Genomic DNA, 25,699 nt, shown 5'->3' on the forward strand with positions numbered 1-25,699 from the left:
TGATTATAGATTACAAACTAAGTTCTACCTTTTTTAGTGATTTCCCACGCAGACACTCATCTACATCATCCATCACATTAACAATTGTACATTTATCTCCGCTTTTTAATCCTTTTGGATAACAGTAACCATAAAATTCGCAGTTAATTTCACTGCATTTAATCGGTTCAAAGTTTATTTTGGCTCCGGGAACTGCCTTTTTTGACTCGATTGTAGCCACAACAGGTGTTCTGGAAACTTCCACAACCATAACACCCTGGTCATGTAAGTAACATCCATGAACTGTACCATTACGGATTTTTTCTACTCTATACTTACGCCCTGCTTCAAGATTGTTACAGGTACCCTTAATTTTACAACCACTGCAATCTGGAGATTCACCCCAGTATATAAATTCCTGACCTTCTTTTGCAAGTCTGCAACCTACAAGTGTCACTTTAGTGCTTTCATTATTCACCATTTAATCACCGATTAGCGTTAACAATCAAAAATATATTCATGAAATTACCTTAGTGGTCTTTGCTACTGCTTCTGCCGCATCACGTGTCAAACCACTTGTTCCAAGTATTGTATATCTTTCCTGACGAATTGTATGCGAAATAAGGAGAGCCTCTATTATATATTTATCTTCAACGCCCAGTTCTTCTGCTGTTGTAGGCGCTCTTATTTTTTTGAGTCCATCACGAATCATCTGCCAGTCTCCGCCATGCAGATACATCATCATTATTGTACCCACCCCGCATTGCTCACCGTGAAGAGCCGACCCAGGTGCTATTGAATCAAGTGCATGGCTAAACATATGTTCAGAGCCTGAAGCAGGTCTCGATGACCCGGCAATACTCATTGCAACTCCACTTGAAACCAGCGCTTTTACAACCAAACGGGCTGAACTTTCAAGTTCCGGTTTTATTGAATCCGCAGAATCAATCAAAATTTTTGCCGTCATACGGGATAGAGAAGCAGCATATTCACTGAATGATTCATTTTTTAACCGGCTTGCCAGTTCCCAATCAAGAACTGCTGTGTAATTTGATACTATGTCACCACAACCCGCTGCAAGTAATCGGTAGGGTGCATTTGCTATTATTTCAGTATCAGCCACTACCGCCATGGGAGCGTTTGATTGTATGGATGTGGTTTTTGAATCATGGATAATTGAAGCTCTTGAAGAAACAATACCATCATGTGATGCTGCTGTTGGTACGCTCAAAAACGGTATATCCAGTTCAGTAGCCGCCAGTTTGGCTATATCGATAGAGTTTCCACTTCCCACACCGAGCAAGTAATTAGAGCCGTATTTCATTGCTTCATCTTCTACCCGTCTGACTTCATCCATAGTAGCGGAACTGGAGGTATACATCTCAACACTTCGACCCTTATCCTCAAGTTCATCATGAACAATGTCTCCTGCTATTTTTCTGGTACTATCACCTGTCACTATCAGTGCGTTATCTCCAAGTTTCAAATCATTACAGACATCTGTAATATCATTGATTACTCCTGTCCCAACTACCACATCTCTGGGAAGTTGCATCCATTTGGTCTCTCCGTGTTTATCCTGAATCAAGATTATACCTGCGAACGAATTTTTATATTATAACATATTATTCAATCCCTATTAATAGAATTGCCGAAAGCTATTACTTCCTGCATTAATTATAAATTTGACAATAGATAAGTGATATAATGAACTCATTTATAGATAATATTTGGGAATTTATTCAAAACTATTACATAGACCCGATTATATTTGATACAGGTTACAACCCGGTAAATACCATCACATGGGCAATATTTTTGGGTATTTTTTTATTCGGTGTAATCAAATTATTTAAAAGGCTCAATATTTCGGTTGATGATAGGTTTATCCTGTCAATTATACCATTTATACTTGCCGGGTCATCACTGCGAGTAGTGGAAGATGCAGGTATATTTAATGCTCCTGTCAATTATCTACTGATTACACCTATTATCTATTTCTTAGTTTTTGCTATTGTTATTTTGACATTGGTTGTTTCAAAGTGGCTGTATAATAAAGAATTTATCAAAGACTATCACATATTAGTTGCCAGCATAGGTTCATTGTGGTTTATCTTTAACGTATCAATTCTGTTATATTTTGAAAATGTCGTTAATTTATATGTCCCGTATTTCGTGATTGGTGCCGCCACTTTACTGGTATTTATCGTGTACAAAATCCTGAAATATAGTGGATTGGATATACTATCCACCAACTTGAATTTTGCCATCATGTGGGCTCATCTGCTGGATGCATCGTCCACTATTGTTGGTATTGACCTTTTGGGATACCATGAAAAGCATGTAGTCCCATCATACCTGATAGAACTTACAAACACTGCAACAGTTATGTATCCGCTAAAAATATTAATCTTTATACCAGTATTATATATACTTGACAGTTATTTCAACGAAGACAGGGAATCAAGAAACTTAAAAACCTTTGTAAAAATAGTTATACTTATCCTTGGACTTGCACCTGCATGCCGTAATACTATCCGAATGACTCTTGGAATCTGATTAGCATGAACGCCTTAAGTAAAAGGATCAGAATCGATTATGCAAAAAGCTACCTTAATTCAATAAGTTTCTACTTATTAATAATTGTAGCATTGTTTATCTCTTCCATTATAATTGGTGCTGTTTATTCATCGATGAACCCAGAAATTGCACAGCAATCCATGGAAGAGTTCAGAAATATGATTGATTTTATTAAAAGCCTACCACCATATGCAATCATGCTTTTTATATTTGTCAACAACACCGTAAAAACACTGATTGCATTGCTACTTGGTATTGGTTTTGGTATAATACCCTTTGCGTTTATAGCATATAACGGATACATTATAGGCATATTCGGATTTATTACAGCAATGGAAAAGGGTCTGTTTTATCTGGTGACCGCTCTATTACCACACGGAATTATAGAACTACCGATGGTGTTTATATCCGCTGCTATTGGACTGAAACTAGGGCATGAAATGTTTAATTCGGTTACCGGTCGAAAAGCCAATATAAAGGAAGAATTGTCAAGAGGTATCAGATTTTATTTTTACTGGATTGTTCCTTTATTATTTGTCGCTGCAGCAGTAGAGACATTTATTACCCCTACACTAATACAGTTAATACTATAAAATCAATCCATCCATTGCTTTCAAAAATACAACAGCATCAAACAAAATAAAAAACATGACCGAGGTTAAAAATGATTGACAGAAAACAAATCATGGACATAGTCAACGACTATGATGCAGATAATATAAAAGTCGGCACAGTTGGTTCTCACTCCGCACTGGATGTCTTTGATGGTGCGGTCGAAGAGGGGTTTAACACTTTTGCCGCCTGCAAATCGGGACGAGAAAAAACCTATAACCAGTATTTTAAAGCTAAAAGAGACTCTGAAGGTAACGTTATAAGAGGCATAGTGGATGAAGCTTCTGTATTTAGTAGATTCGATGATATTCTGAATCACCAGCAAAAACTGGTAGACGATAATGTATTATTTGTTCCAAATCGGTCATTTACAACCTACTGTGGTATTGAAAATGTGGAAAACAACTTTAAAGTCCCACTTGTAGGAAGCAGAAATTTGTTAAGAAGTGAAGAAAGGGGCATGGACTATGATTATTACTGGATTCTGGATAAAGCAGGTCTCCCATATCCAGAAAGAGTGAACAAACCGGAAGATATCGATGAACTGGTAATGGTTAAACTTCCACATGCTGTTAAAACTTTAGAACGTGGGTTCTTTACTGCTGCATCATATGAAGAATACCTTGATAAAGCAAACAACCTTCTCGACCGAGGCATAATCACCCAAGATGCACTTGATAATGCCGTAATTGAAAAATATATAATCGGTCCTGTGTTCAATTTTGATATGTTTTATTCACCGATAGAAGATGAAATGAATAAACTTGAACTGCTGGGTATCGACTGGAGGTTTGAAACAAGTCTTGACGGTCATGTACGCTTACCTGCTCCTCAGCAAATGACCCTTTCCGAACATCAGATGAATCCAGAATATACTGTTTGCGGACATAATTCCTCCACTCTGAGAGAATCATTGTTGGATAAAATCTTTGAACTGTCAGAAAAATATGTAGAAGCTACACAGAAATATTATGATCCCGGTATAATTGGTCCTTTCTGCCTGCAGACATGTATCGATAAAGACCTGAATTTCCATATCTATGATGTAGCTCCAAGAATCGGGGGAGGTACAAATGTCCATATGTCGGTTGGACATTCCTATGGAAACACACTATGGCGCAAACCGATGAGTACCGGCAGACGTGTGGCTTTTGAAATCAAAAGAGCTATTGAAACAGAACAGCTCGATAAAATAGTTACATAATTTAAAATAATTTGTGAACCACCCCACTCACAAATTTTTAATATTTATCTGTATTTAATAAAAGCAGAAAAAATACCAAAGAAAAATATATAGATGGTTAAACCATTTATATTTAAGGCAGTGGCATTATATATTATAAGAAGGTAAACACAAACTTTAAATGAAGTCATTTTAGTTTATTAATTCCGTTCTTAGTTATTACTATCATTTTATCACCATATGGAGGAAATTAAAAATTGAGTCAACCTTGCGTTAATATCGGACTGGTAGGTCATGTTGATCATGGTAAAACTACGCTTGTCAGAGCGTTATCAGGTATTTGGACAGATAGACACAGCGAAGAAATGAAAAGAGGCATATCCATCAGACTGGGGTATGCTGATGCTACCCTTAGAGAATGTTCTGATTGTCCAGTTCCAAATTGCTATACAGTAGAAAATACATGCCCAGAATGTGACAGTGAAACAACCGAACTGAGAAAAATTTCTTTTGTCGATTCTCCAGGGCATGAAACTTTGATGGCTACTATGCTTTCAGGTGCAGCCATAATGGACGGGGCTGTACTCGTGATTGCTGCCAATGAAAAATGTCCGCAACCACAGACAAAAGAACATCTAATGGCTTTGAATATAATCGGTATTAAAAATATCATTATAGTCCAAAATAAGATAGACCTTGTCACAAGAGACAAGATGGTTGAACATTACCATCAGATAAAAGATTTTGTCGCAGGTACTGTCGCTGAAGATGCTCCAGTGATACCTATATCCGCCCAGCAGAATATAAACATCGATGTTCTTATAAAGGCTATGGAAGATATTATTCCTACTCCTGTTTATAAACTGGATAAACCTGCCAGAATGTTTATCGCAAGGTCTTTTGACATCAACAAACCGGGATACTCCATAGATAAAATATCAGGCGGTGTTATCGGAGGAACTCTTAAAGACGGTAAATTGAACTCAGGGGACGAACTGGAAATCCGACCAGGACGTAAGGTTGAAAGTGAAGGTTCTGTAAAATGGGAACCAATAACAACCAATGTATCAATGCTGCTTGCTGGAACTGAAAGGCTTGAAGAAGTAACCCCTGGAGGGTTAATTGCTGTAGGCACCACACTTGACCCATCTCTTACAAAGAGTGATTCTTTAACCGGTCAGGTTGCAGGTGAACCCGGTAATCTACCACCTACTCATCACTCATTAAAACTGGAGCTCCATCTTTTTGATAAAATTGTTGGTGTTACTGAAGAAACAAACGCGGATATCGGCAATATAAAAACCAGTGAACCTCTCATGCTGAATGTTGGTACTGCAACCACTGTTGGTATAGTTACAAGTGCAAGGTCGGATGTTGCAGAGGTAAAACTTAAAAGACCAGTGTGTGCAGAAGCGGGTTCGATGGTTGCTATCAGCAGACGAATAGGGTCACGATGGAGACTTATAGGTGCTGGAGCAATTAAACCTTGAAGGTGATTATCGATACAAACGCACTAATGATACCGGTTCAGTTCAATGTTGATATATTCCAAGAACTGAAACGTCTGGGATATAACAAATTCCTTGTTCCAAAAGCGGTATTAAATGAACTCGACACACTGGTGAAAAAATCAAAAGGTTCGGATAAAGCTGCTGCAAAAGTTGCATGTTCATTAGGGAACAAATGTGAAATTATTAACCAGACTGGTATAGCCGATGAAGTGATAATCAAACTTGCAAATGAACTGGATTCTGCTGTGCTTACAAATGATATCGAACTTAAAAAAAGATTAATAGATAAAAATATACCAGTCATCTATTTACGTCAGAAAAACCGGCTGGAAAAAACACCATAATGCAGTTTACAATAAATTTAAGTAGAGTATATTAAATCCAGACGAATTAAAACTTTAATCGAAACCACATTTGCCGGAGAGAAAAAATGTATAAAAAAATGAAACTTGTAGACACGGTGCGCATATCACCCGACAGACTGGGAGATGATGAAACACTCAGTGTTAAAGATGCGCTAAAAAACAAGTTAGAGGGGAGAATTGATAAGAAAAATGGCTCTATTGTTGCTATTACTGATATAGAATCAATAGGTGAAGGCCACATTATAATGGGCGATGGTGCTGTGTATTATGATGTAACTTTCAAAGCGATTGTATTCATGCCTATGATGCAGGAGGTCATTGAAGGAAAAGTCGTAGAAATTGTGGATTTCGGTGCTTTTATTAGCTTTGGTGCAATGGATGGTCTCCTTCATGTCAGCCAGATTACCGATGACTTCATGTCCTATGACGGCAAAAATGCAAGACTTATAAGCAAAAATAGTAACCGTGCACTTGCAGAAGGTGATTATTTAAGAGCCCGTATCGTTGCAGTCAGTATAAATGAAAGAGACCCAAGAGAAAGTAAAATAGGTCTTACAATGCGCCAAGTTGGTCTTGGACAGTTCCAGTGGCTTGAAGAAGAACGTCAGGCTACAGCAAAAGCTGTTGAATGATATTTACCGGAGGTTTTTATAAATGAGCGAACAGGTTTGTCGGGAATGCCATAGAATTACTCTCAACCAAGTCTGTCCTGTATGCGGTTCAAGTAACCTTAGTACTGACTGGAGTGGACTTGTTATAATCATTGACCCAAAAAAATCCAAAATCGCAGAAAAAATCGGAATAGAAATGCCGGATAAATACGCTTTAAAGGTGCGATAATATTGGGATCTCAGATTATATTACCTGAAAAATTTCGCCCAACATTGCGCAAATATTTTGGGGAGCTTTTTCTGGGTACAGGTAATGACACCATCAAAAAAATGGAGCAACAGCTCAAAAACTCCACAAAACTTATATCTGTAGGTGATGTTACTACATTCCACTTAATTGAATCTGGAATTATTCCAGATGTCTATTTAATCGACAACCGGACAAATCGCAAACCTACACCCGATCGTGTTGATAAAAATCATAGATTTACACAGGTAACTGTAGATAATCCATCAGGTACTATAACCGAAGATCTGGTTAACAATATAGAAAACGCTGTATTATCTGACAAAAATGTGAGAATATTTGTCAATGGTGAAGAAGATCTGGCAGCTCTGCCGGCAATTTTGTTGGCACCAATAAATTCAATTGTTCTTTATGGACAACCCGGCGAAGGTGTAGTACTGGTCGAAATCACCGAATCAAAAAAAGAAGAAATAAGAGATTTAATGAACAACATAATTGAATTCCAAAACACCAACAATAGTCTTAACAAATTAAGGAGGAAATTAAATGGAAATAAAAATAAATGAAGATACCCACAATCCACTGCTAAATAGAAGGAAAATCGATTTTACAATAAAATTTGATGGAGCAACCCCTTCAAGGAACGAAATCAAAAACAAACTTGCAGCCATGATGGATATATCATCAGAATTGATAGTTGTCCAGGATATAGACAATCAATATGGCAAAAAAGAAGCAAGAGGATATGCTAAAATATACGATGATGCTAACACTTTAAAATCTGTTGAATGCGACTACATTATTGAAAGAAATAAACCCCCAGAAGAAACAGAATCTGAAGCATAAAAGGTGATTAAATGGCAAATGTATATGAATATTATAAAGTAGATGGCGACAACATCGAAAGAACACACCAGTTCTGTCCAAGATGCGGTGTGGGCGTATTTCTTGCCGAACACAAGGACAGATTGAGTTGCGGAAAATGTGGATACACCGAATTCAAAAAATAATTATCCAAGTCATCACAACTATTTAAGGTTGTGATACACCCATTTTTTAAATATCAACCATAAATGGATTTAAATCCGCCTATGTGAGATTGGCATATATTAATATGGTTTTGCTCCTCTGATACTAATTCATCCATATCTGAGCGAAAATCATCGATATATGATTCATCAGGAACTAACTTTTTCAACAGTGGTTCATCAATATCTCTTAAATCTGTATAGGAATCCCTTAAAATTATTTCATAATTCTGTATAACATCAAACATCTGTGAGGAATCAAGGTTACTAAAATCAAAGTTTTCCTCAGGAATTCCTCTAGGGCGTGTTTCAGGTATTGATAAATTCATAATTTCAATCCATTTCTCAAGTAGAAATTTGTGCTCTTCCGATTCATAAGCAAGTGTATCAAGTGATTCTTTTTCGTCTCCTTTTAACTTGATACGAGTTTCCCAGATTACTAACTGTTCCATATCAGCCTCTATCCAGTAGTTTTTCTTAATCTGATCGATTAATCCGTTTTTACTTTTAATACCTGTCAAATTAAACCCTCTATAATAATATTATATTTTTAGTAGTTGATTTATTTTTATAAATATGATTTGAAACAAAACAAAGTTTATCATGGATGAAAAACTATTGGTTATGGGGTGAGAGTGTGTTATCAGAGATACCCATAGATCTTGAAAGGATTAAACAGGGAGATGTAAATAAAGAAACCCTTAGAGCTGCTATAATTGCTGAACTGGATGCTGTAAATCTTTACGAAGAAATGGCTAACTTAACTGAAAATGAAGATCTTAAAACAATTCTTCTGGATATTGCAAAAGAAGAAAAGGTTCATGTAGCAATGTTTCAAAGTGTTTTGATAGAAGCGGATGACGAGTTTCTAAAAATAATGGCAGATTATTCACTGGGAAAATACTGAACTATAATGGATTTTAGCCATTAGTTTTTAAATTAAATTTTTCATCCGTAATTATCTTCCCATTTTACGTCAAGTTCTGGAATATCTGAAGTTATCCAGTCTATATTATAACTCTGACCACATGAAGGGCAGATTAGACCTATTCTAAACCTTGAATTTTCAGTTTTTTTGAAACATAAATGGAATCCCTTTTTGTATCCACAATTGGGACAAATTCTAAATTCATCATCTGGATTTTCTTTCATAACAACACACCTGAGTTTATAACTTATTTTGGAATTATTCTATGTACTCCACACTGGATTTAACCGACCTGTAAAACTTCATGAACTCATGTACTTTATCCGGTAGGTTAGTACTTACAGGCAATCCTATATCAGCTGCTTCTGATGCGGATATAGGGGTAATGTGCACCATTTCTCCACTTACAAGTTTTTCAACTACATAATTGCGTTTTTCTTCATCTTCTATTTTACCTTCCAAAAGTTCATTAGCAACCTTACGCATAAGTTTCATTGTTTTTTCTGATATATCACTGAGAACAATTGTGGTATCAGCAGCATTTGCTCCTTTCTGTGATACAGCATTTATCCATGATGGTGCAGGATATGTACCACGTATCAAATCACCCAACTGCGGATCAATAGGACCTATTACCGCATCGTCATCCATGATTATCTCATCAGCCGCAAGTGCTATTATAGTACCGCCAGACATTGAATAATGAGGTATCATAACCCTTGTATGTCCGTTGTGGTTTTTAAGTGCACGTGCTATCTGAATACTTGGATGTACCTGACCACCGGGTGTATGGGCAATGATATCAATCGGGCGGTTATTGGCTGTATTTCGTATTCCTCGAAGAATCGATTCTGCATCCTCTATATCGATATATTGATAAACCGGAAGACCAAACATCGATACTGCTTCTTTTCGATGGATTAATGTAAGAACCTTTGTCCCCCATTCCTGCTCCATTTTTTTAATCATGGAAAGTCTCTGGGTTTTTACCTTTTTCATCTGATACTGCGGGTATACAAGTGCATAAAGAACAAAAACTATAGCCAAAACAGTCAGAATATCCCATGTTCCAACATCCTCAAATACCAATACACTTCCTCCTAACTTTATTATTATCCCGCAATCACTATTAATATTATTTGTCCAGATTAAATTATTAATTCAAAAAACCGAATATTTTATTAGTTTTTTAAATAATTTTAACATTTATGAGTAATTACAAAATCAAAATGCATGATATTCCAGAAGATGAACGCCCCCGTGAAAGGTTGTTAAAACATGGACCAGAATACCTGTCAAATGCTGAGCTGCTGGCGGTAATCCTTCGAACAGGTTCCAGAAAAGAAAACGTGGTCAATTTACGTACCTGAATATTTTCAGAATATAATCGTGAACTACTTCGCCTTTTGAGGCGGAGCTTCCTGCGAGTACCCGTATCATCCTGGTGATGATTTCAGTGAGTAATCACTCCGATCAACAGGCTTGTCTGTCGCCGATTATCAGCGAACCGCTGATAGCCCGTCCACAGGGCATTCTGGCGTAGATACCTCTCCATTATCAATATTGCACTGTTTTTATCCCTATCTATCGATTGTCTGCAATAGGGACAGTTATAGGTTCTTTCGTACAGAGACATCTTCTTGCGGTTTCCACAATTGCAGCAGTCCTGAGAGGTATATAATTCATCAATTTCTATTATTCTCTTACCTACACGTATAGATTTATAGATTAGAAATTGAGCGAACCGTCCTATGTAACCTGAATTATGGGTACCGCGGTGTGTGCTTTTATCGGATTTCTTGTCTCCTTTCTTGCTGGTTGCCATCTGTTTAGCTGACAAATCACCGAGTATTATCACGTTTGCGTCGGTGTTATCCACAATGTTTCTTGTTTTCTTGTGCTGGAAGTCTTTCAACTGGTTGGACGACTTCTGTTTCATCCTGTTAAGGTTGCGTTTCAACCTGTACCATTTCTTACTGTATCTCTTGCAGTGATCCAATCTGGATTGTATCTGCTGGATTTTGGGTTCCCAGTATTTATCTGGTCTATTGTTGATAACTTCACTAAGATAACCGTCAGAATCGACCATGGTATGTTTGCTGACTCCAATATCCATAGCTAGATACTTATCATTATGTTTGAAATCCAGACAAGGTACATTATATGTGATACTGAGATAATAACTACCGTTTTTCCTCTGGTAGATTTCAATCTGTGCTATATCATCTGCCACACTCAGTATATTGTCATAAACGATTTTAGCAGGCAAACCAAACTTCAGCTCGATCCCAAAAGGATGCTTATGTGAAAAACTGATGAAAACTTCATCATCTTCAGTATATACAGGCTCACTTTTACCATACAGATAATTGGTAGTATCGGTACTGTTATAGGTTATATTATTAGCTTTTGAATCAGTGATTTCGAACCCGGACTGATTGTAGGTCATAATGAAGAAATAACCTTCGCCTCTAAATTTAGGCGGTTTTGCAGTTTAATCACCGTTTTTCTTCAATGAGAAGAACGATTTGTAATTAGCATCAAGTCGTTTTAATACAGACTGTAGTACCTTAGAATACACCCATTTATATTCAGGATACTGTTTCTTGGTTTTGGGTAAATCATTTTGCTGTTTACTGTAGCTGATTTTTATACCATTACTATAAGCATCTTTGCGTTCTGCAAGTGCAAAATTGTACAGCAACCTACATTTTTCAGACAGTATCCACAATAATTCTTCCTGATCAGATGTGGGTGTAATCTTTATCGGAAACGTCTGATACATAGTTTTTAATTTGTCTTGGTGATATTTATAAGTTTCAAATGTTAGCGTTTTTATAATAAAAAATATATTCATTGACACTCTCATCTCCCAGCTGTTTCAGGGAGAGTTACCGCTACAGAATTAAAGCCGATGTATCTACTCTTTCTAATATATATGGTGTAGGTGTTTCAAAAGCTGCACAGATTGCATCAGTTTTTGAACTTGCAAGAAAGCTTGAAACATTTGTTGATGAACAAAAACCAGAGATAAAGTCTCCAAAAGATGTATATTCACTGATGCATCCAAGAGTCAGAGGAGAAAAGAAAGAAAAATTCATTACATTAAACCTCGACACAAAAAACAGAATTATCAAAGAAGATATTATATCAATAGGAAGTTTGAATTCCAACATTGTCCATCCCAGAGAAGTGTTTAAATCGGATTTGCTTGAATCATCTGCAGCTGTTATAATCACTCATAACCATCCTTCAGGAGATACTACTCCAAGCAAAGAAGATATAAACCTAACAGATAAACTGGTAGAAGGCGGAAAACTGCTTGGAATCGATGTTCTTGACCATGTAATTATTGGAGATTCTAATTATACAAGTCTGAAAGATGAAGGATTAATCGAATAAAGATACTACAGTGACAAATAACAAAATCTTTAAAAACCTACCCACTAAAAAGCAAACAGATGAGAGATATAGAACTTGAACAGCCCTATACCATATCGTATAAGGGAATATATGTAGTGTGTGACCGGAACAACAGATATGCAGAAATCATAGAACATCCCAGATGCTATGGAGGTGCTTCATGGGCTCGTTATCATTACTCGAATTCACCTCTTATTCTACAGGTAAACACCATCGGAGATATGACCAGATATTATACTAAAATCGGTACTTCAAACCTTGAATTAAAACCTTCAGCATTTGCTGCAGGTATTGAATCAGTAACAGTGAAAAATGATAAAGTAGAAATAACCTATGCAGGACTTGGAGGTGGTGGTGTAGGCGCCACCAAATGCAGAGCCTATGCTGATGGTGTCATAAGTTATGATATTACCGAATCCGGAGGGGGGCGCTCAGCAAAGGGAAAGATTATAGTCCCAAGAAGAGAACGTCTTATAATTGGAATTGATGATACAGATACAAAAGAAAAAGGTGCTACATGGACACTGACACACAACATCGCAGATGCACTAAACTGTAGTGAATCGGTATATCTCTCACATTCTATTGTACAACTTTATCCTGTATCTTCCAAAACTCAAAATTGTGTATCCACTGTACTTGAATTTGGATGTGTGGATGAGAATGCGAAAAACAAAATCCTACAGGAAATAAAATCCGCTCTTTTAAAATACAGTGTATCTGATAAGACCGGTATGGTTGCATTTTCAGGGTTTGATGCAGTGGATATTTATAATTACAGCAAAATGTGTCGTTCGGGAGAAGTAAGCAAAGATTTTGCTATGCAATATGCGAGGGAACACGGAGTTGAAATCTGGCTTGATGGAGAAGGGGTGATTGGTGCACTGGCTGCTTTACCATGGTTTGCAAAACCCGATGAATCGATAAAACTGGATACAGGATTACAATGACCACCGATAATTCTTATAATAATACAAATACAGTTTTCACCGGACTGGATGCTTTATTTTCTGCTGTTGTAGATAGCGGTGTCAAAACAATAAATGGAGTTGCAGGTTTTCCTGTTACAGAGATAATGCAGAAATTTCTGGATAATCAGAACGGCAGATATAACGCCAGATGGGTTACAAATGAAAAGACGGGTCTTGAAATTGTGCTGGGTTCATCAATATCCGGTCACAGAAGTTTGATGATTACAAAGCATGTAGGCATGAATGTACTGTCAGACCCATTAATTACATCCACAACCCATTCTATCGGTTCAGGTGTTGTAATTATTACCGGTGATGACCCAGAGGCTCTTGCATCCCAGAATGAACAGGATTCAAGATGGTATGGTATTATTGCAGAGGTACCTGTATATGATCCCTCTACTCCGGAAAACGCCTATTTATCCATAAGAAAAGCATTTGAAACATCTGAAAAAATAAAAGCTCCAGCAATTGTAAGGATAACCGATAGATTGAACAAGTCAAAAGGTAGTAAAGAATTTATAAAAAATAAAAGGCAGTTCCAACCAGAACCCCGGCAATCGGTTTTTGACAGGTCTATCTGGGAACTTACAATGCATGGAAGACATCAAAAATATCATCTGGAAAAATTCCCAGTGCTTACAAAGGAAACTGAAAATACCGATTTAAATACATCAACCATTAACGATTCAGATGTTGGAATTATTTCATCAGGAACTCCTTCTAACCTTGTATATAAAATATTGGATAAAACAGGATTCAATAAGTTTTCACATTTTTCTTTAAACATGGTATATCCACTACCCAAGAAAAAACTGAATGAGTTTATAAAAAACCATGACCGTGTACTGGTTATCGAAGAAAGTGAACCTTTTATTGAAAACCAGATTAATATTTTTGGCAATGTTTACGGTAAAACAACAGGACATGTACCCTATGGAAAAATAAATGCAGAACATATTGAATTAGCTCTTGATTATATTAATAAAGATTCTTTAGAAGAATACACAAGAATCCAGACACTGGAAAATAGAGGTTATCGGGGTTTCTGTGAAGGATGCTTTTACATACCTTTATATCAGATTCTACGTAAGCTTGATGTAAAAGTAGCAGCTGACATGGGGTGTTCAATTCTTGGAGCGCCCGAACCAATGAAAGCTGTTGACGGCGATTTTGCTCTTGGTTCTGCTATAGGTACAGCCTGCGGATTTAATAACAAAGGTATTGCAGTTATAGGCGATTTTGGACTGGCACATTCTGGATTAATGAGCTTGATTAATGCTGTGTATGGTGGTTTTGATGTACTGGTTATTGTCCTTCAAAATGAAGTTGCCGCAATGACAGGCGGTCAGGATACACCCGAGCTTACAGATGTTGTAAAATCAATTGTTGATGATGTTTCCATATACAACATCAATGATAAAGCAGAGGAAGATATTAAAAAATCAATGTCGAAATTGATTAATGATAAATTAAACAATTCCGGTGTTTCTGTTATACTTGCAAAAGGTAAATGCGTTAAATATCAGTAATCCAAAACCAGTTAGATTATTTGGCTTTAATTGTTTTTTCGCTACCTATTTTTTGCTCGTATGTTGTAAAACCGCAGTTCTGGCAGTAATACACCATATAGGAACCTATAAGTTCTCTTTCTATCGGAGACCTACATAATTTGCACAATTTCTGATTATGCTTTCTGTACATTTAATTTACACTCCCCTTTATGTAAATATCATTGCAGGGTCCAGTCTTGCAGTACCCTTTATTGTCCAGTATCCACAGACATTACATATCTGTATTTTGTATTCTCTGTTTATTAATTGAGATTTGCATACAGGACATATTTCCAGTGATTTCATATTCAATTACACTCCTTAATACGTTTTTATTTATATTTGAACAATGAACTCTGTAAGATATATAATTTATGTGCATAGAATATAGAGTATTTTATAAACTATATACTAAAAATAATTAAAAATTGATAGGATGTTTACAGAGGAGCCCCTTGAAATCGAAACACTAAGAAACCAAAACACAGAAGGTTTAAAAATGGAAGATAACTTTTAAACCTTCTTTTTACTTTATTTAGAACAGATGTTTAAATGCGGTGGTTAACTTCCAGGCTTCCTCTATATGCACTCCCCTCATCCCAAGTTTTTGAGGCGGTTCCACATCATTTTCGGTAGTATCACCTATCGATAAAATCTCTTCAGGGTTGATATCCAGCCGTTTCTGGGCGATTTTAAACAGACGTTCGTCAGGCTTTTTGTATCCAAAATCCGATGAAAAAATTACAAAATCAAAATACTTATACAACCCAAGATATTTCAGTTCCAATTCTGAAAAAACCCTTTGAGCATTGGATACTATACATTTGGGATAATCCTCAAATATCTCGAGTAATTCCAGTGATTCAGAATAAGTTCCTATGTTTTGTATCGAAGCCGCCCGAAAAAGGCGGGCTGTTTCAATCCCCAGTATCTCTTCATCAATATCCCATATTGCATTTTCTTGACAAATTTCAGAAAATATATCCTCGACTTTTACTTCTGGATAATCCTGCTCACTTAATTCGAATGATTTACTGATCTTCTTTTTATATTCGCCTTTTAATTTTTCAGGTGAAATCTGGACACCATAATAAAGAAGCCATTTGCTAACTATATCATAAGTCTCCAGTGAGTCTTCATCAGTTTCAATATCAATGAGAGTTTTGTAACAATCAAAGATTATTCCCTTTACTTTACCGCGTTTAAACATGATTTTGCCTCTTTGAGAAGATAATTGTAATAATCGGGATGCCATCCCAAACGAGCAATCCTTAGCCACCCATAAGCCATATAAAAGGGAAGTGTAACCGTTATCTTATAAAATTCTTCTTCGTCTTTACTGTACTCCCATAAAAAATGCCTGATATAGGGTTCAGCCCTTTGACCAGAACCTTTCAACGCAAAATGGTTTTTAATTTCTGCACAGAGGACTCCAAGGTCATGTATACGGTTTCTATAACCCGAACTCTCAAAATCGATAGCATATACTTTGTCGTTCTGGAATATATAATTTAGAGGTGTTACATCCCTGTGTATGAGATAACTACATTCCTCATTCACCTGTGGGCTATTCCACCATTTTCCCAGTAATTCATCAAATTTATTTCTTGTATGAGCGTCAAGATGGAGATAATCAAGGTTCCATTGAAAATCATCAAATTCCTTTTTTTTGTCATAAAAGTTCATCTTTGTATTATCATGAAGTTTTCTAAGAAGCTCTGCAATTTCTGAAAGCCGACTGTCAAGATGTTTTTCATGTTCCATATACCACATTAGAGATTTCCCGGAAACATACTCAATCACAATAACACAATTAAAATCTTTATTCCGAGCAATTGGTTTTGATGTATTGATAATCTCATTAACTTTTTTAAGGTTTTCAAATTCATTCTCCATAACATCACATGGGTTATATTCCCGAGTTTCTCCTTTTGGCTCTCCAAGAAATTTTGCTACCACACTGAAACCTTCATCCACAAGTTCATACCTGCAAACAGTGTGTGACGATATATTGAATTTATAAACATTGACAGCACATTCTTTATTTTGTACTCTATCATCAAGTACCTCTATAAGCCAATCCCTGAATTTATGACCCCGAGTAATCGTATTAACAAAATGTTCCCTGCTCACAGATAATACTCCCCCTTACTACTTAATCAATTAAAATATTAAACTTTAAGGGTATATTTAAAAAAGCAGTATATATAAAAAAGAATAGGGACAGCTTATATTTATTGCTGTCCGGTTGATTCTTCACTTTCTTTTTCTTCAGTGCTTTGTGTTTTCTCAATATTAATCACAATACCGTTTTCATCGGAATCAACTTTAACTGTTGACCTTTCGGGTACATACCCTGAAATAATCGATTTGGCAACTTCGGTTTCAACCTCATTCTGGATAACACGCTGTAGAGGTCTTGCACCGTAGGTTTCACTATATCCTTCTTCTGCAAGATATTGTTTGGCTTTGTCTGTAATCTCAAGTTTGAGTCTCTGGTGTATAAGCCTTTCTGCCAAGTCTTGTACCTTGATATCTACAATTTCAACAAGTTGTTCTTTTGTCAATGGACGGAAGATTGCAACCTCATCGATACGGTTCAAGAACTCGGGTCTGAAATGTTTGCTCAGTTCATTCTGAGCCATGGATTTCATTTTACTATAATCTGCACCGTTTTCAAGTTGTTCATGTACATAATCCACAAAGATATTTGAAGTCATTATGATTATCGTGTTCTTGAAATCCACTGTCCTTCCTTGGGCATCGGTAAGGCGGCCGTCATCCAGTATTTGTAGCATGATATTGAATACATCATGATGTGCCTTTTCAATTTCATCAAAGAGTATCACAGAGTAGGGTCTGCGCCTGATTGCTTCTGTAAGCTGACCGCCTTCTTCATATCCTACATAACCCGGTGGTGCTCCTATCATCCGGGATACAGTGTGTTTCTCCATATATTCGGACATATCAAGACGTACCATATTGTTTTCATTATCGAAGAGGTCAGCCGCCAGAGCCTTTGCAAGTTCGGTTTTACCTACACCTGTGGGTCCGAGGAATATGAAACTTCCAATTGGTTTATCCGGGTCTTTGATACCAGCATGTGCACGTACTACAGCATCAGAAACTGCTTTTACAGCCTCATCCTGACCAACCACTCTATTATGTAGTCTGTCTTCCAGATGAGTGAGTTTTTCACGTTCCCCTTCCATCAGTTTGGTTACCGGTATACTGGTCCACTCGCTAACAACTTCAGCAATATCCTCTTCATCAACTTCTTCTCTGAGAAGCATCTCATCCTGCATCTGATGAAGTTCTTCTTCCTTTTCCTCATACTGGCGCTGGAGAGGTATCAATGTACCGTATTTCAATCTTGATGCAAGTTCAAAGTCGTTATCATTTTCTGCACGTTCAAGCTGTGTTTTGGTATCCTCTATCTGTTCTTTGAATGAACGCAGTTCTGAAATTATTTCCTTTTCTTTCTGCCACTGTTCTCTTAGAGTCTTGGATTGCTCACGGATATTTGATAACTCTTTTTCAAGGCTTTCAAGTCGTTCTTTGGATGCTGGGTCTGTTTCTTTTTTCAAAGCTTCACGCTCAATTTCAAGCTGTGTAATTTTTCGGTCGACCTCATCGAGTTGTGTGGGTTTGCTGTCAATCTGGGTTCTGACGTTTGCCGCCGCCTCATCCACAAGGTCGATTGCTTTGTCTGGTAGGAAACGTTCCGATATATAGCGGTCGCTCAAAACGGCTGCTTCTACAAGTGCAGAGTCTTTAATCCTGACTCCATGGTGGACTTCATATCTCTCCTTAAGTCCGCGAAGGATTGATATGGTATCCTCTACATCTGGTTCCCCGACCATTACCGGCATAAACCTGCGCTCAAGAGCTGCATCTTTTTCTATGTTTTTGCGGTATTCATCCAGAGTTGTTGCCCCTATACAGTGAAGTTCTCCACGTGCAAGCATGGGTTTTAACAAATTGCTTGCATCCATCGAACCTTCTGCAGCACCTGCTCCTACAACTGTGTGCAGTTCATCAATAAACAGAATTATCTGACCTTCTGATTCTGATACTTCTTTAAGCACCGATTTCAAACGGTCTTCGAATTCACCCCGATATTTTGCACCTGCTATAAGAGCCCCCATATCAAGGGCAATAATCCGTTTATTTGCCATATCTTCGGGAACATCTCCATTTGCAACTCTTTGTGCAAGCCCTTCAACAATCGCGGTTTTACCTACACCCGCTTCACCGATAAGTACCGGGTTGTTCTTTCTACGGCGTGAAAGAATCTTTACAGTATGTCTTATTTCTCTGTCTCTTCCTATCACAGGATCAAGTTTACCCTGTTTTGCAAGTTCTGTAAAATCGATACCGTATTTTTCAAGGGCTTCATAGGTCTCTTCCGGATTTTCAGTTGTCACTTTTTTATCCCCTCTAATCTCTTTTAATACCTGTTGCAGATATTCCCGAGTCACACCAGCGTTTGACAGAATTTTACCACTGGAGCTGTCAGACTCTTTGAGTAATCCAAATAACAGATGTTCTACACTTACGTATTCATCACCCATCTGTTCTGCTTCTTTGCCTGCTGTATCAAGCACCCGTTTAAGTCTCTGGCTCATGTATACCTGTTCACTGCCAGGACCCGAAACACTTGGTGATTCAGAAAGCGCTTTTTCCACTTTCTTGATTATTGTTTCTGGTGAAATGTCCATTTTTTGCAGGATACGCGGTATCAAACCATCTTTTTGCTCAAGTAATGCAAGAAGTAAATGCTCACAGTCAATTTGTTGATGACGATATCGTGCTGCAATAGTTGTCGAATTCTGGAGTGCTTCATATGTTTTTTGTGTAAAATTCTCCCCGTTCATTTCCTATCACCGATAATAATCCTGATTAGGTAATTAGATGATATGTTAATTTGATAATGAAGTTTTGTTAAACAATAATATATGGATTTGTTCTTCTATATAAAAGATTTGGTGTAAAAGGAAGTTATTAATTGAAAGAATTAATATGCACAGAAAGATAGTAACCAAAATATATATAAAGAAATAATAAGTAATAAAAATCCAATATGCCAAGATACAAAACACATATAACTGCTGGAGCAATTTCGGGCTTGATAGTATTACTGATCCTTGGTAAAATTCATAGTATAACAATAAGCCCATTACTAAGTATAATAGCTATATTATTTTCTGTAATGGGTTCTACACTTCCTGATAAAATAGAACCAGCAAAAAACAGCAAACATAGAAAGTTTTTCCACTCAAAAATTATCCTTATTGCTACAAGTTACCTGCTATATGAAATATTTAACACTGGAACCACAGCGTATTTCAATGAAAATATACTAAGCTTATATACAGGATTTATTTTAGCAGGTTATCTGTCCCACCTGATACTGGATGCAACTACACCCTCAGGGCTTCCACTGTTTTAATATATTAATAAAAATATCAAGAGTAATGCATTTATATAAATATTACAAATTAATATACAGGAGTTTTTATGGCTGACTGGATTTCTCGTTTAAATAAAATACTTGAAGGAAAAGAAAACAAAGAAAAAACCTCTTTAGAATCAAGCACCTCGGATGCAGATACAAGGTATCAAATAATCGGTTTTATTGAAAACGCAGTAATTCCAGCATTTACAGAACTCAAAAAAGAACTCGAAAACAAAGGTCGTAAAGTTGTTATAGATGAACCTGAAGACCTTGAAGACAGGTCCTCAATAACCGCATCTATTACTGTTTACAAAGATGATGAAGAAGAATTCTATTATGCTATACAAGGAAAACCCTATCAGAAAATGAATTTTGCTTTTCCATATCAACCGGATGACAAACCAAGTTACTGTAAGGCTGTAATTCTTTTAAGAAGTGGTGTTCAGGGTAAAATAGACATAAAAAAATATTCAAAAGAAGATATAATTCAAAACTTTTTAGATGAATATTCAAAATGGATTATTTTTTAATTTTTAATAGTTGACATCCAGCCCAAGAATTTCTGTTGCACCAGAAACAATATCTCTGGCAATTTCTGCACATCCTATAGCTGCACTCCATCTGCCAAGAACATAAGGCTTTATACCAAGATGGTAATGGATTTTATCAACTACATATTCTACCTCACCAACTGAACCTGCAAGATATATATTACCTTCCAGTTCAGGTTTCAAATCAGAGAGTAATACCTATATACTTTTAATTTCCATTGCAGCAAAAAGTGATATTGTATCAAGTGCAAGAACTGCTTCAGGATTATTTTTATCGACTGCATCAAGTAGAGTTTGCAAATCAGTATACAGTGTACGTTTCAATACACCAGCGTTCATGAACGCTTCGTTTGCTGAATATAAGCCCGAATCAACATCTCGTATAGCCTGCAAATCCATTGGACCATGCTGTAAACCGGGTGCAAAAATACAAGCATCAATTGCACCTGCAATTTTTTTATTTGATACACCCAATGTAACTGTATTAGAACTAATATCTGAAACGATAAAATCATCATCATGATTGAGGCATCGGGCATGGTATGCTATACCCACTTTTTCAGGGCTGGTAGAGTGTGAAAATATATTCATACGCTGGTCTGTATTACTTCCTGTATGTATACCGGGAATTACCACTGCAGGAATGTCTGAATTTTTGATTGCATCAAAAATTTTTGCTCCCCCTCCTGTTTTTTTACCTGCCCCTTCGATACTTCTAACACCTCTTGAATCAACATTTTTAATATTCTCGATACTGTTGATATCATCGCCCATTGAATATGTGACAGCCATAAGTTCAACATTCTCTTTACTAACATCAAAGCTATCCATAATGTAGTCAATAATATCAGATTCGTTCATAGATGCAGCATTGTCACGGGGCAATTCAAACCTGTAAGAATCAGTATCTTCATCCTCTGTAATAGATGCAAAGCGTATTGCATTTGTACCATGATCAATACCGATAAACATTATTACACATACCCTTATTTATCCTGTAGCATTTCGTTTAATTCGTCCATAACGCGTTTCCCTTCTACAGTATCTCCTACAGTGGTTATAATCCGCAATTCTTGGGTAGATGTTCCTTGAGAAACAACCAGCCTCAGGTTTCCCCGTTTATCACAGCGTAAAGCTTTGGCAGAAAACGCTCCGCCTGGTACACCTTTTTTTGCTTTTACTTGAATAACAGCCGGTATTATTTTTTTCACTTCTGGATGAGAACCAATGATATGGATTATTCTTCTCCCCTGACGACCGCCGATGATAGTAGAATGTGAACCACCCAGCTTATCATAGGGTGATTCGTCAGCAGAGGTTACATTTTTTTTCTGTTCATCCCTCATTTTTAAACCTTCATCCCTTATTCAGAGATGCTTAATTTCTTCCATATCAACCAATTTGAAACTGGCATCATCCAGTACACTAATAGCTCCCTTGATATCATCAACACGTACTATCAACAGGGCTTTTTCGGTTTTTGTAACAAAAGCGTAGGAATAATCGATATTAATTCCGCGTTTACCCAGACTATTTGCAATATTGGATAAACTACCCGGTACATCTTCCATCTCTATACCAAGTACATTTGTTTCAGAAACTGTAAATCCGGTGTTGTGAAGTGATTCATAGGCTTTATCCGGATTATCCACCACCATTCGTATAATACCAAACTCACCGGCTTCTGCTATATTAAAAGCCCTGATATTAACATCGGCATTTTTGAGTTTGTCCGCTATATCTGCAAGTCTTCCCGGTTTGTTTTCTGCAAATATGGAAATTTGTTTTAATATATTATCTTCGGTATCCATGTAAACACCCACATAACCAATTTTTTAATAATACCCAATCACTGTTATAGGTTTCGATTATCAATAACTTTCTTGGATTTACCTACAGTCCTTGGAAGGGAACCCTGTTCAACAAGTTCTACCTTAACTGAAACATTCAGTACACTCTTAAGAGCAGACTCCACCTTTTTCTCAAGGGATATGATGTCATTCACCTTATCACTGAATGCTGTATCGGTCATTTCAATCTGCACATTCATCATATCCATTTCATTGACCCTGTCAACTATTATCTGGAAATGTTCACCTACCTCTGGTATATTCATAAGCACAGCTTCAATCTGACCAGGGAATACGTTGACACCCCGAACAACAAGCATATCGTCCACTCTTCCAGTAATTCTTGTAATCCTTGGATGAGTACGTCCGCATTCACAGGGTTCACTGTTTAAAGCTGTAAGGTCTCCGACTCTATATCTGATTAGGGGAAGCGCTTCTTTTGAAAGGGTTGTTATTACAAGTTCACCTCTTTCACCATCTGGCAGCGCCTTTCCTGTATCAGGGTCTATGATTTCGACAAGGAACTGGTCTGCCCATATGTGGATACCGTCCTGATATTTACATTCGGTAAATAACGGACCACTCAATTCTGATGTTCCGAAGATATCATAGGCTTTAATACCGGTTGTATCCTCTATCCGTTTACGCATCTCTTCTGACCACGGTTCTGCTCCGAGTATACCAATCTTTAAATCGGTGTCCTTTTTGATATTAATATTCATCTTCTTTGCAGCTTCATTCATATACAGCATATAGGACGGTGTACAGGCTATGACGCTTGTCCCCAAATCTTGCATTAATTCAATCTGTCTTCCTGTATTACCAGCACTTGTTGGGAGTACCGAAGCTGACACCTCCTCAGCTCCGTAATGTAATCCAAGACCACCTGTAAAAAGTCCATAGCCGTAGCTTACCTGCATGTTGTCCCCTCGACCTATCCCAATTGATGTTAGGGCTCTTGCAAGCGAGTTAGCCCAGCCGTTGATATCATTTCTTGTATATCCCACAACTGTAGGTTTTCCAGATGTTCCTGATGATGCATGGAAACGTACAAGCTGTGTATTCGGTACACAAAACATTCCAGTAGGATAATTATCACGCAAATCCTGTTTATAGGTAAAAGGAATTTTTTTTACATCTTCAAGTGAATTTATATCTTCTGGTTTTATACCGGCATCATCGAGCCGTTTTTTATAAAAAGGAGAATGGTTGTAAACATAATTTAAAAGTTGTTTTAATTTATGTTCCTGTAATTGTCTTAATTCATCAATCGGCATTCGTTCAATATGTGGGTCCCAGTATTCCATTGTATTCCTGCCTGTTTTTTATAAACGGATAATTTTTACTGATTAGCAGAATAATTGTAATAATTAATGGTTTTCATTTTTAACAGTTTCTTTTTTTAGTGTTTCAAGTACTCGCATTTTACATTCTGAAAGAATCTGGTTAACATCGGTTACGACATCGATACCTGCAGCTCCCGGATGACCACCGCCTGTGCCACAGTAATTTTCACTTATATCTTCCATTATTTTACCAAGATTTACACCCGAATTTACCGCATCACGTCTGGCACGCGCACTGACTCTTATACTACCATCACAGGTTGTAGCTACAAAAGCCACATCAGCCCCTATGTTAATTAACATTGAGGATGCTGCACCTCCAAAAGAACTTACATTCGATGTTACCACCAACCATTCATTCACACGATCAATTTCCAGTCTTTGTGCAGATTTTAACATTGCTATACGCAATGATATATCCTGAGGAGCTGCAGCCATCATCTCAAGTACTTCAGCGTACTCCACCCCGCTTGCCTCTATTATCTCTGCAAGGTTTCTAAAAGTACTTGAATTTGCATGTTTAAAATGGCCGGTATCAGTAATAATACCTGATATAAGCCCTATAGCAGTTCGGCGGGTAATGGGTGCTCCCATTGATTTTAATACTTTAAAAACTATTTCTGCTGTTGATGTCGCTCTGGTATGCAGATAAAAATCAGCTTTTTCAGTTAACGCTGTTGTTGAATGATGGTCTATAACACAGTAATTGGGTAATTCTATATCATTTAACTGTGAACTTGTGGATGTATCCACCACGACTACAAATTCGTAACTTTGTGGGTCTGGTTCATCCACAACTTCAATATTTAACCTATCAACAAGCAGTGCTGCAAGTCTGTTGCATCCTTCTACAAGTCCTACTGTTCCACCTACAGCTTCAGAAAGTGCAAATGCGCTACTTACTGCATCCGGATCTGCGTTTCGGTGACATAAAAATAAAATATTATGATAGTCCAGGAGTCTGCTGTAAAACTCCGTTTCATCGACCTGCATTTGCACCTCTCGATGGTATGCCATAATGATATACCTATGGCTTACTGTTATCTAATATGCACATTACACCTCAACCGGTTTTACTGTGCCTGACCACCCTGCTGCTGTTTACCCATTGACTGCTGGAGTTGTTCTTGGAGCTGTTTGAATCGCTTTGAGATACGTTCTTCCTGACGGTTGATAGACTGGAGTCTCAGTGAAAGATTTTCTTTTTGTTCTTCCAGTTTTTCAATTGCATCATCTCTGGTGGTTTTTACCTGAACATTCCCCACCATTCTGTACACTGTTGCATCTTCTGGCAGTTTATTTAATTCTTCAAGCGCTTTTTCAGTCTCTTTTTGAGATGATTCCACCTGATTTTTCTGTACTGCTAACGACTGTGCCTGCTGTTGCAATTGTTGTAATTGCGACATCTGATTCTGTGCCTGTGGAGGTAATTCCTGACTCATTTAGTTTCACCTGTTATTGCAATTAACTTGAAATGATTTGAATGTTTCCATGATAATAAAA

The 25,699-nt window shown here is 37.1% G+C and carries 36 protein-coding genes; 17 read left to right on the top strand and 19 right to left on the bottom strand.

The features are described 5' to 3' along the window. Positions 1–10: 10 nt before the first annotated feature. Positions 11–457 (bottom strand): UPF0179 family protein, encoded by a 447-nt coding sequence (locus METEV_RS02805; protein ID WP_394296173.1) that lies wholly within the window; start codon positions 455–457, stop codon positions 11–13. A 39-nt stretch (positions 458–496) separates the two neighbouring features. Then, a complete protein-coding gene (locus tag METEV_RS02810) occupies positions 497–1,570 on the bottom strand; it encodes an NAD(P)-dependent glycerol-1-phosphate dehydrogenase (RefSeq protein ID WP_394296174.1) in 1,074 nt (357 codons plus the stop codon). 116 nt (positions 1,571–1,686) lie between these two features. On the opposite strand from METEV_RS02810, the gene METEV_RS02815 reads away from it, so the two are divergent. From METEV_RS02815 to METEV_RS02860, 10 genes are all read left to right on the top strand, one after another. Beyond that, positions 1,687–2,538, top strand: coding sequence for a DUF63 family protein (locus METEV_RS02815; protein ID WP_013194042.1), 852 nt, complete (start codon positions 1,687–1,689; stop codon positions 2,536–2,538). 5 nt (positions 2,539–2,543) lie between these two features. After that, a complete protein-coding gene (locus METEV_RS02820; protein ID WP_013194043.1) occupies positions 2,544–3,152 on the top strand; it encodes a stage II sporulation protein M in 609 nt (202 codons plus the stop codon). Between the two features lie 71 nt (positions 3,153–3,223). Continuing rightward, complete coding sequence (locus METEV_RS02825; protein WP_013194044.1) at positions 3,224–4,375, top strand: formate--phosphoribosylaminoimidazolecarboxamide ligase family protein; 1,152 nt, start codon at positions 3,224–3,226, stop codon at positions 4,373–4,375. A gap of 236 nt (positions 4,376–4,611) precedes the next feature. Then, positions 4,612–5,844, top strand: a complete 1,233-nt coding sequence (locus METEV_RS02830) for a translation initiation factor IF-2 subunit gamma (RefSeq protein ID WP_013194045.1) — start codon at positions 4,612–4,614, stop codon at positions 5,842–5,844. After that, positions 5,841–6,209 carry a DNA-binding protein gene (locus METEV_RS02835; protein WP_013194046.1) on the top strand — a complete coding sequence of 123 codons (369 nt, stop codon included), beginning with the start codon at positions 5,841–5,843 and terminating at the stop codon, positions 6,207–6,209. Before METEV_RS02830 ends, METEV_RS02835 begins: the two co-directional genes overlap by 4 nt. A gap of 86 nt (positions 6,210–6,295) precedes the next feature. Then, positions 6,296–6,862, top strand: coding sequence for a DNA-directed RNA polymerase (locus tag METEV_RS02840; RefSeq protein WP_013194047.1), 567 nt, complete (start codon positions 6,296–6,298; stop codon positions 6,860–6,862). Positions 6,863–6,884: 22 nt separating this feature from the next. Then, on the top strand, positions 6,885–7,070 hold the full coding sequence (spt4, locus tag METEV_RS02845) for a transcription elongation factor subunit Spt4 (RefSeq protein ID WP_013194048.1): 186 nt from the start codon (positions 6,885–6,887) through the stop codon (positions 7,068–7,070). A gap of 2 nt (positions 7,071–7,072) precedes the next feature. After that, the gene (locus METEV_RS02850; RefSeq protein ID WP_013194049.1) at positions 7,073–7,654 is read left to right on the top strand and encodes a GTP-dependent dephospho-CoA kinase family protein; all 582 of its coding nucleotides are present in this window, start codon (positions 7,073–7,075) and stop codon (positions 7,652–7,654) included. Next, positions 7,635–7,934: a 30S ribosomal protein S24e gene (locus METEV_RS02855; RefSeq protein WP_013194050.1), complete on the top strand. Its 300-nt coding sequence runs from the start codon at positions 7,635–7,637 to the stop codon at positions 7,932–7,934. The genes METEV_RS02850 and METEV_RS02855 overlap by 20 nt, the downstream gene beginning before the upstream one ends. A gap of 11 nt (positions 7,935–7,945) precedes the next feature. Beyond that, positions 7,946–8,098 (top strand): 30S ribosomal protein S27ae, encoded by a 153-nt coding sequence (locus METEV_RS02860; protein ID WP_013194051.1) that lies wholly within the window; start codon positions 7,946–7,948, stop codon positions 8,096–8,098. 53 nt (positions 8,099–8,151) lie between these two features. On the opposite strand, the gene METEV_RS02865 is transcribed toward METEV_RS02860, so the two are convergent. Continuing rightward, positions 8,152–8,637, bottom strand: a complete 486-nt coding sequence (locus tag METEV_RS02865) for a hypothetical protein (RefSeq protein ID WP_013194052.1) — start codon at positions 8,635–8,637, stop codon at positions 8,152–8,154. A gap of 116 nt (positions 8,638–8,753) precedes the next feature. On the opposite strand from METEV_RS02865, the gene METEV_RS02870 reads away from it, so the two are divergent. Then, entirely contained in the window at positions 8,754–9,023 is a 270-nt protein-coding gene (locus tag METEV_RS02870) for a ferritin family protein (RefSeq protein ID WP_049891245.1), read from the top strand. 41 nt (positions 9,024–9,064) lie between these two features. Here the strand turns inward: METEV_RS02870 and METEV_RS02875 are convergent, their stop codons facing one another. Both METEV_RS02875 and METEV_RS02880 read right to left on the bottom strand, forming a co-directional pair. Continuing rightward, entirely contained in the window at positions 9,065–9,268 is a 204-nt protein-coding gene (locus METEV_RS02875; RefSeq protein ID WP_013194054.1) for a hypothetical protein, read from the bottom strand. A gap of 34 nt (positions 9,269–9,302) precedes the next feature. Further along, positions 9,303–10,133, bottom strand: coding sequence for an SDH family Clp fold serine proteinase (locus tag METEV_RS02880; protein WP_013194055.1), 831 nt, complete (start codon positions 10,131–10,133; stop codon positions 9,303–9,305). Between the two features lie 119 nt (positions 10,134–10,252). Here METEV_RS02880 and METEV_RS12245 point away from each other — a divergent pair, with 119 nt between their 5' ends. Continuing rightward, positions 10,253–10,414 carry a UPF0758 domain-containing protein gene (locus METEV_RS12245; protein WP_157197270.1) on the top strand — a complete coding sequence of 54 codons (162 nt, stop codon included), beginning with the start codon at positions 10,253–10,255 and terminating at the stop codon, positions 10,412–10,414. A gap of 83 nt (positions 10,415–10,497) precedes the next feature. Here the strand turns inward: METEV_RS12245 and METEV_RS02885 are convergent, their stop codons facing one another. Together METEV_RS02885 and METEV_RS12635 are read right to left on the bottom strand one after the other, a co-directional pair. Beyond that, positions 10,498–11,493: an RNA-guided endonuclease InsQ/TnpB family protein gene (locus tag METEV_RS02885; RefSeq protein ID WP_232216874.1), complete on the bottom strand. Its 996-nt coding sequence runs from the start codon at positions 11,491–11,493 to the stop codon at positions 10,498–10,500. 45 nt (positions 11,494–11,538) lie between these two features. Next, the gene (locus tag METEV_RS12635) at positions 11,539–11,829 is read right to left on the bottom strand and encodes a helix-turn-helix domain-containing protein (RefSeq protein WP_232216875.1); all 291 of its coding nucleotides are present in this window, start codon (positions 11,827–11,829) and stop codon (positions 11,539–11,541) included. Positions 11,830–11,900: 71 nt separating this feature from the next. Between METEV_RS12635 and radC the strand changes: the two genes are divergently transcribed. Genes radC through METEV_RS02900 form a run of 3 tightly spaced genes read left to right on the top strand, consistent with a single transcriptional unit; the run spans position 11,901 to position 14,970 of the window. Continuing rightward, the gene (gene radC, locus METEV_RS02890) at positions 11,901–12,446 is read left to right on the top strand and encodes a RadC family protein (protein ID WP_232216876.1); all 546 of its coding nucleotides are present in this window, start codon (positions 11,901–11,903) and stop codon (positions 12,444–12,446) included. A gap of 59 nt (positions 12,447–12,505) precedes the next feature. Further along, a complete protein-coding gene (gene mmp11, locus METEV_RS02895) occupies positions 12,506–13,417 on the top strand; it encodes a methanogenesis marker protein 11 (protein WP_013194056.1) in 912 nt (303 codons plus the stop codon). Next, a complete protein-coding gene (locus METEV_RS02900) occupies positions 13,414–14,970 on the top strand; it encodes a thiamine pyrophosphate-dependent enzyme (protein ID WP_013194057.1) in 1,557 nt (518 codons plus the stop codon). Before mmp11 ends, METEV_RS02900 begins: the two co-directional genes overlap by 4 nt. A 16-nt stretch (positions 14,971–14,986) precedes the next feature. Here the strand turns inward: METEV_RS02900 and METEV_RS12250 are convergent, their stop codons facing one another. The 5 genes from METEV_RS12250 to clpB form a co-directional block, all read right to left on the bottom strand. Further along, entirely contained in the window at positions 14,987–15,142 is a 156-nt protein-coding gene (locus tag METEV_RS12250; protein WP_013194058.1) for a hypothetical protein, read from the bottom strand. Between the two features lie 17 nt (positions 15,143–15,159). Continuing rightward, entirely contained in the window at positions 15,160–15,297 is a 138-nt protein-coding gene (locus METEV_RS12500) for a hypothetical protein (RefSeq protein WP_013194059.1), read from the bottom strand. Positions 15,298–15,526: 229 nt separating this feature from the next. Beyond that, positions 15,527–16,201 carry an HAD family hydrolase gene (locus tag METEV_RS02905; RefSeq protein ID WP_013194060.1) on the bottom strand — a complete coding sequence of 225 codons (675 nt, stop codon included), beginning with the start codon at positions 16,199–16,201 and terminating at the stop codon, positions 15,527–15,529. Continuing rightward, positions 16,180–17,124 carry a phosphotransferase gene (locus METEV_RS02910; RefSeq protein WP_013194061.1) on the bottom strand — a complete coding sequence of 315 codons (945 nt, stop codon included), beginning with the start codon at positions 17,122–17,124 and terminating at the stop codon, positions 16,180–16,182. The genes METEV_RS02905 and METEV_RS02910 overlap by 22 nt, the downstream gene beginning before the upstream one ends. A 101-nt stretch (positions 17,125–17,225) precedes the next feature. Beyond that, complete coding sequence (clpB, locus tag METEV_RS02915; RefSeq protein WP_013194062.1) at positions 17,226–19,868, bottom strand: ATP-dependent chaperone ClpB; 2,643 nt, start codon at positions 19,866–19,868, stop codon at positions 17,226–17,228. A gap of 206 nt (positions 19,869–20,074) precedes the next feature. Here clpB and METEV_RS02920 point away from each other — a divergent pair, with 206 nt between their 5' ends. Together METEV_RS02920 and METEV_RS02925 are read left to right on the top strand one after the other, a co-directional pair. Beyond that, entirely contained in the window at positions 20,075–20,443 is a 369-nt protein-coding gene (locus tag METEV_RS02920; RefSeq protein WP_013194063.1) for a metal-dependent hydrolase, read from the top strand. 68 nt (positions 20,444–20,511) lie between these two features. Beyond that, positions 20,512–20,979, top strand: a complete 468-nt coding sequence (locus tag METEV_RS02925) for a hypothetical protein (RefSeq protein WP_049890910.1) — start codon at positions 20,512–20,514, stop codon at positions 20,977–20,979. 3 nt (positions 20,980–20,982) lie between these two features. On the opposite strand, the gene METEV_RS12905 is transcribed toward METEV_RS02925, so the two are convergent. The 7 genes from METEV_RS12905 to METEV_RS02955 all read right to left on the bottom strand — a co-directional run bounded on the left by METEV_RS12905 (position 20,983) and on the right by METEV_RS02955 (position 25,638). Further along, complete coding sequence (locus tag METEV_RS12905) at positions 20,983–21,183, bottom strand: hypothetical protein (protein WP_332258421.1); 201 nt, start codon at positions 21,181–21,183, stop codon at positions 20,983–20,985. 15 nt (positions 21,184–21,198) lie between these two features. After that, positions 21,199–21,972, bottom strand: coding sequence for a methanogenesis marker 12 protein (locus tag METEV_RS02930; RefSeq protein WP_332258422.1), 774 nt, complete (start codon positions 21,970–21,972; stop codon positions 21,199–21,201). Between the two features lie 14 nt (positions 21,973–21,986). Beyond that, a complete protein-coding gene (locus METEV_RS02935) occupies positions 21,987–22,346 on the bottom strand; it encodes a DUF2103 domain-containing protein (RefSeq protein ID WP_013194065.1) in 360 nt (119 codons plus the stop codon). A gap of 21 nt (positions 22,347–22,367) precedes the next feature. After that, on the bottom strand, positions 22,368–22,811 hold the full coding sequence (locus tag METEV_RS02940; protein ID WP_013194066.1) for an ACT domain-containing protein: 444 nt from the start codon (positions 22,809–22,811) through the stop codon (positions 22,368–22,370). A 44-nt stretch (positions 22,812–22,855) separates the two neighbouring features. Beyond that, on the bottom strand, positions 22,856–24,157 hold the full coding sequence (locus METEV_RS02945; protein ID WP_013194067.1) for a phenylacetate--CoA ligase family protein: 1,302 nt from the start codon (positions 24,155–24,157) through the stop codon (positions 22,856–22,858). Between the two features lie 63 nt (positions 24,158–24,220). Continuing rightward, positions 24,221–25,189 (bottom strand): DHH family phosphoesterase, encoded by a 969-nt coding sequence (locus METEV_RS02950; protein ID WP_013194068.1) that lies wholly within the window; start codon positions 25,187–25,189, stop codon positions 24,221–24,223. A gap of 80 nt (positions 25,190–25,269) precedes the next feature. Beyond that, positions 25,270–25,638, bottom strand: coding sequence for a prefoldin subunit beta (locus tag METEV_RS02955; protein WP_013194069.1), 369 nt, complete (start codon positions 25,636–25,638; stop codon positions 25,270–25,272). Positions 25,639–25,699: the final 61 nt, after the last annotated feature.

Origin of the sequence: Methanohalobium evestigatum Z-7303, assembly GCF_000196655.1 — an archaeon.
GTDB lineage: Archaea > Halobacteriota > Methanosarcinia > Methanosarcinales > Methanosarcinaceae > Methanohalobium > Methanohalobium evestigatum.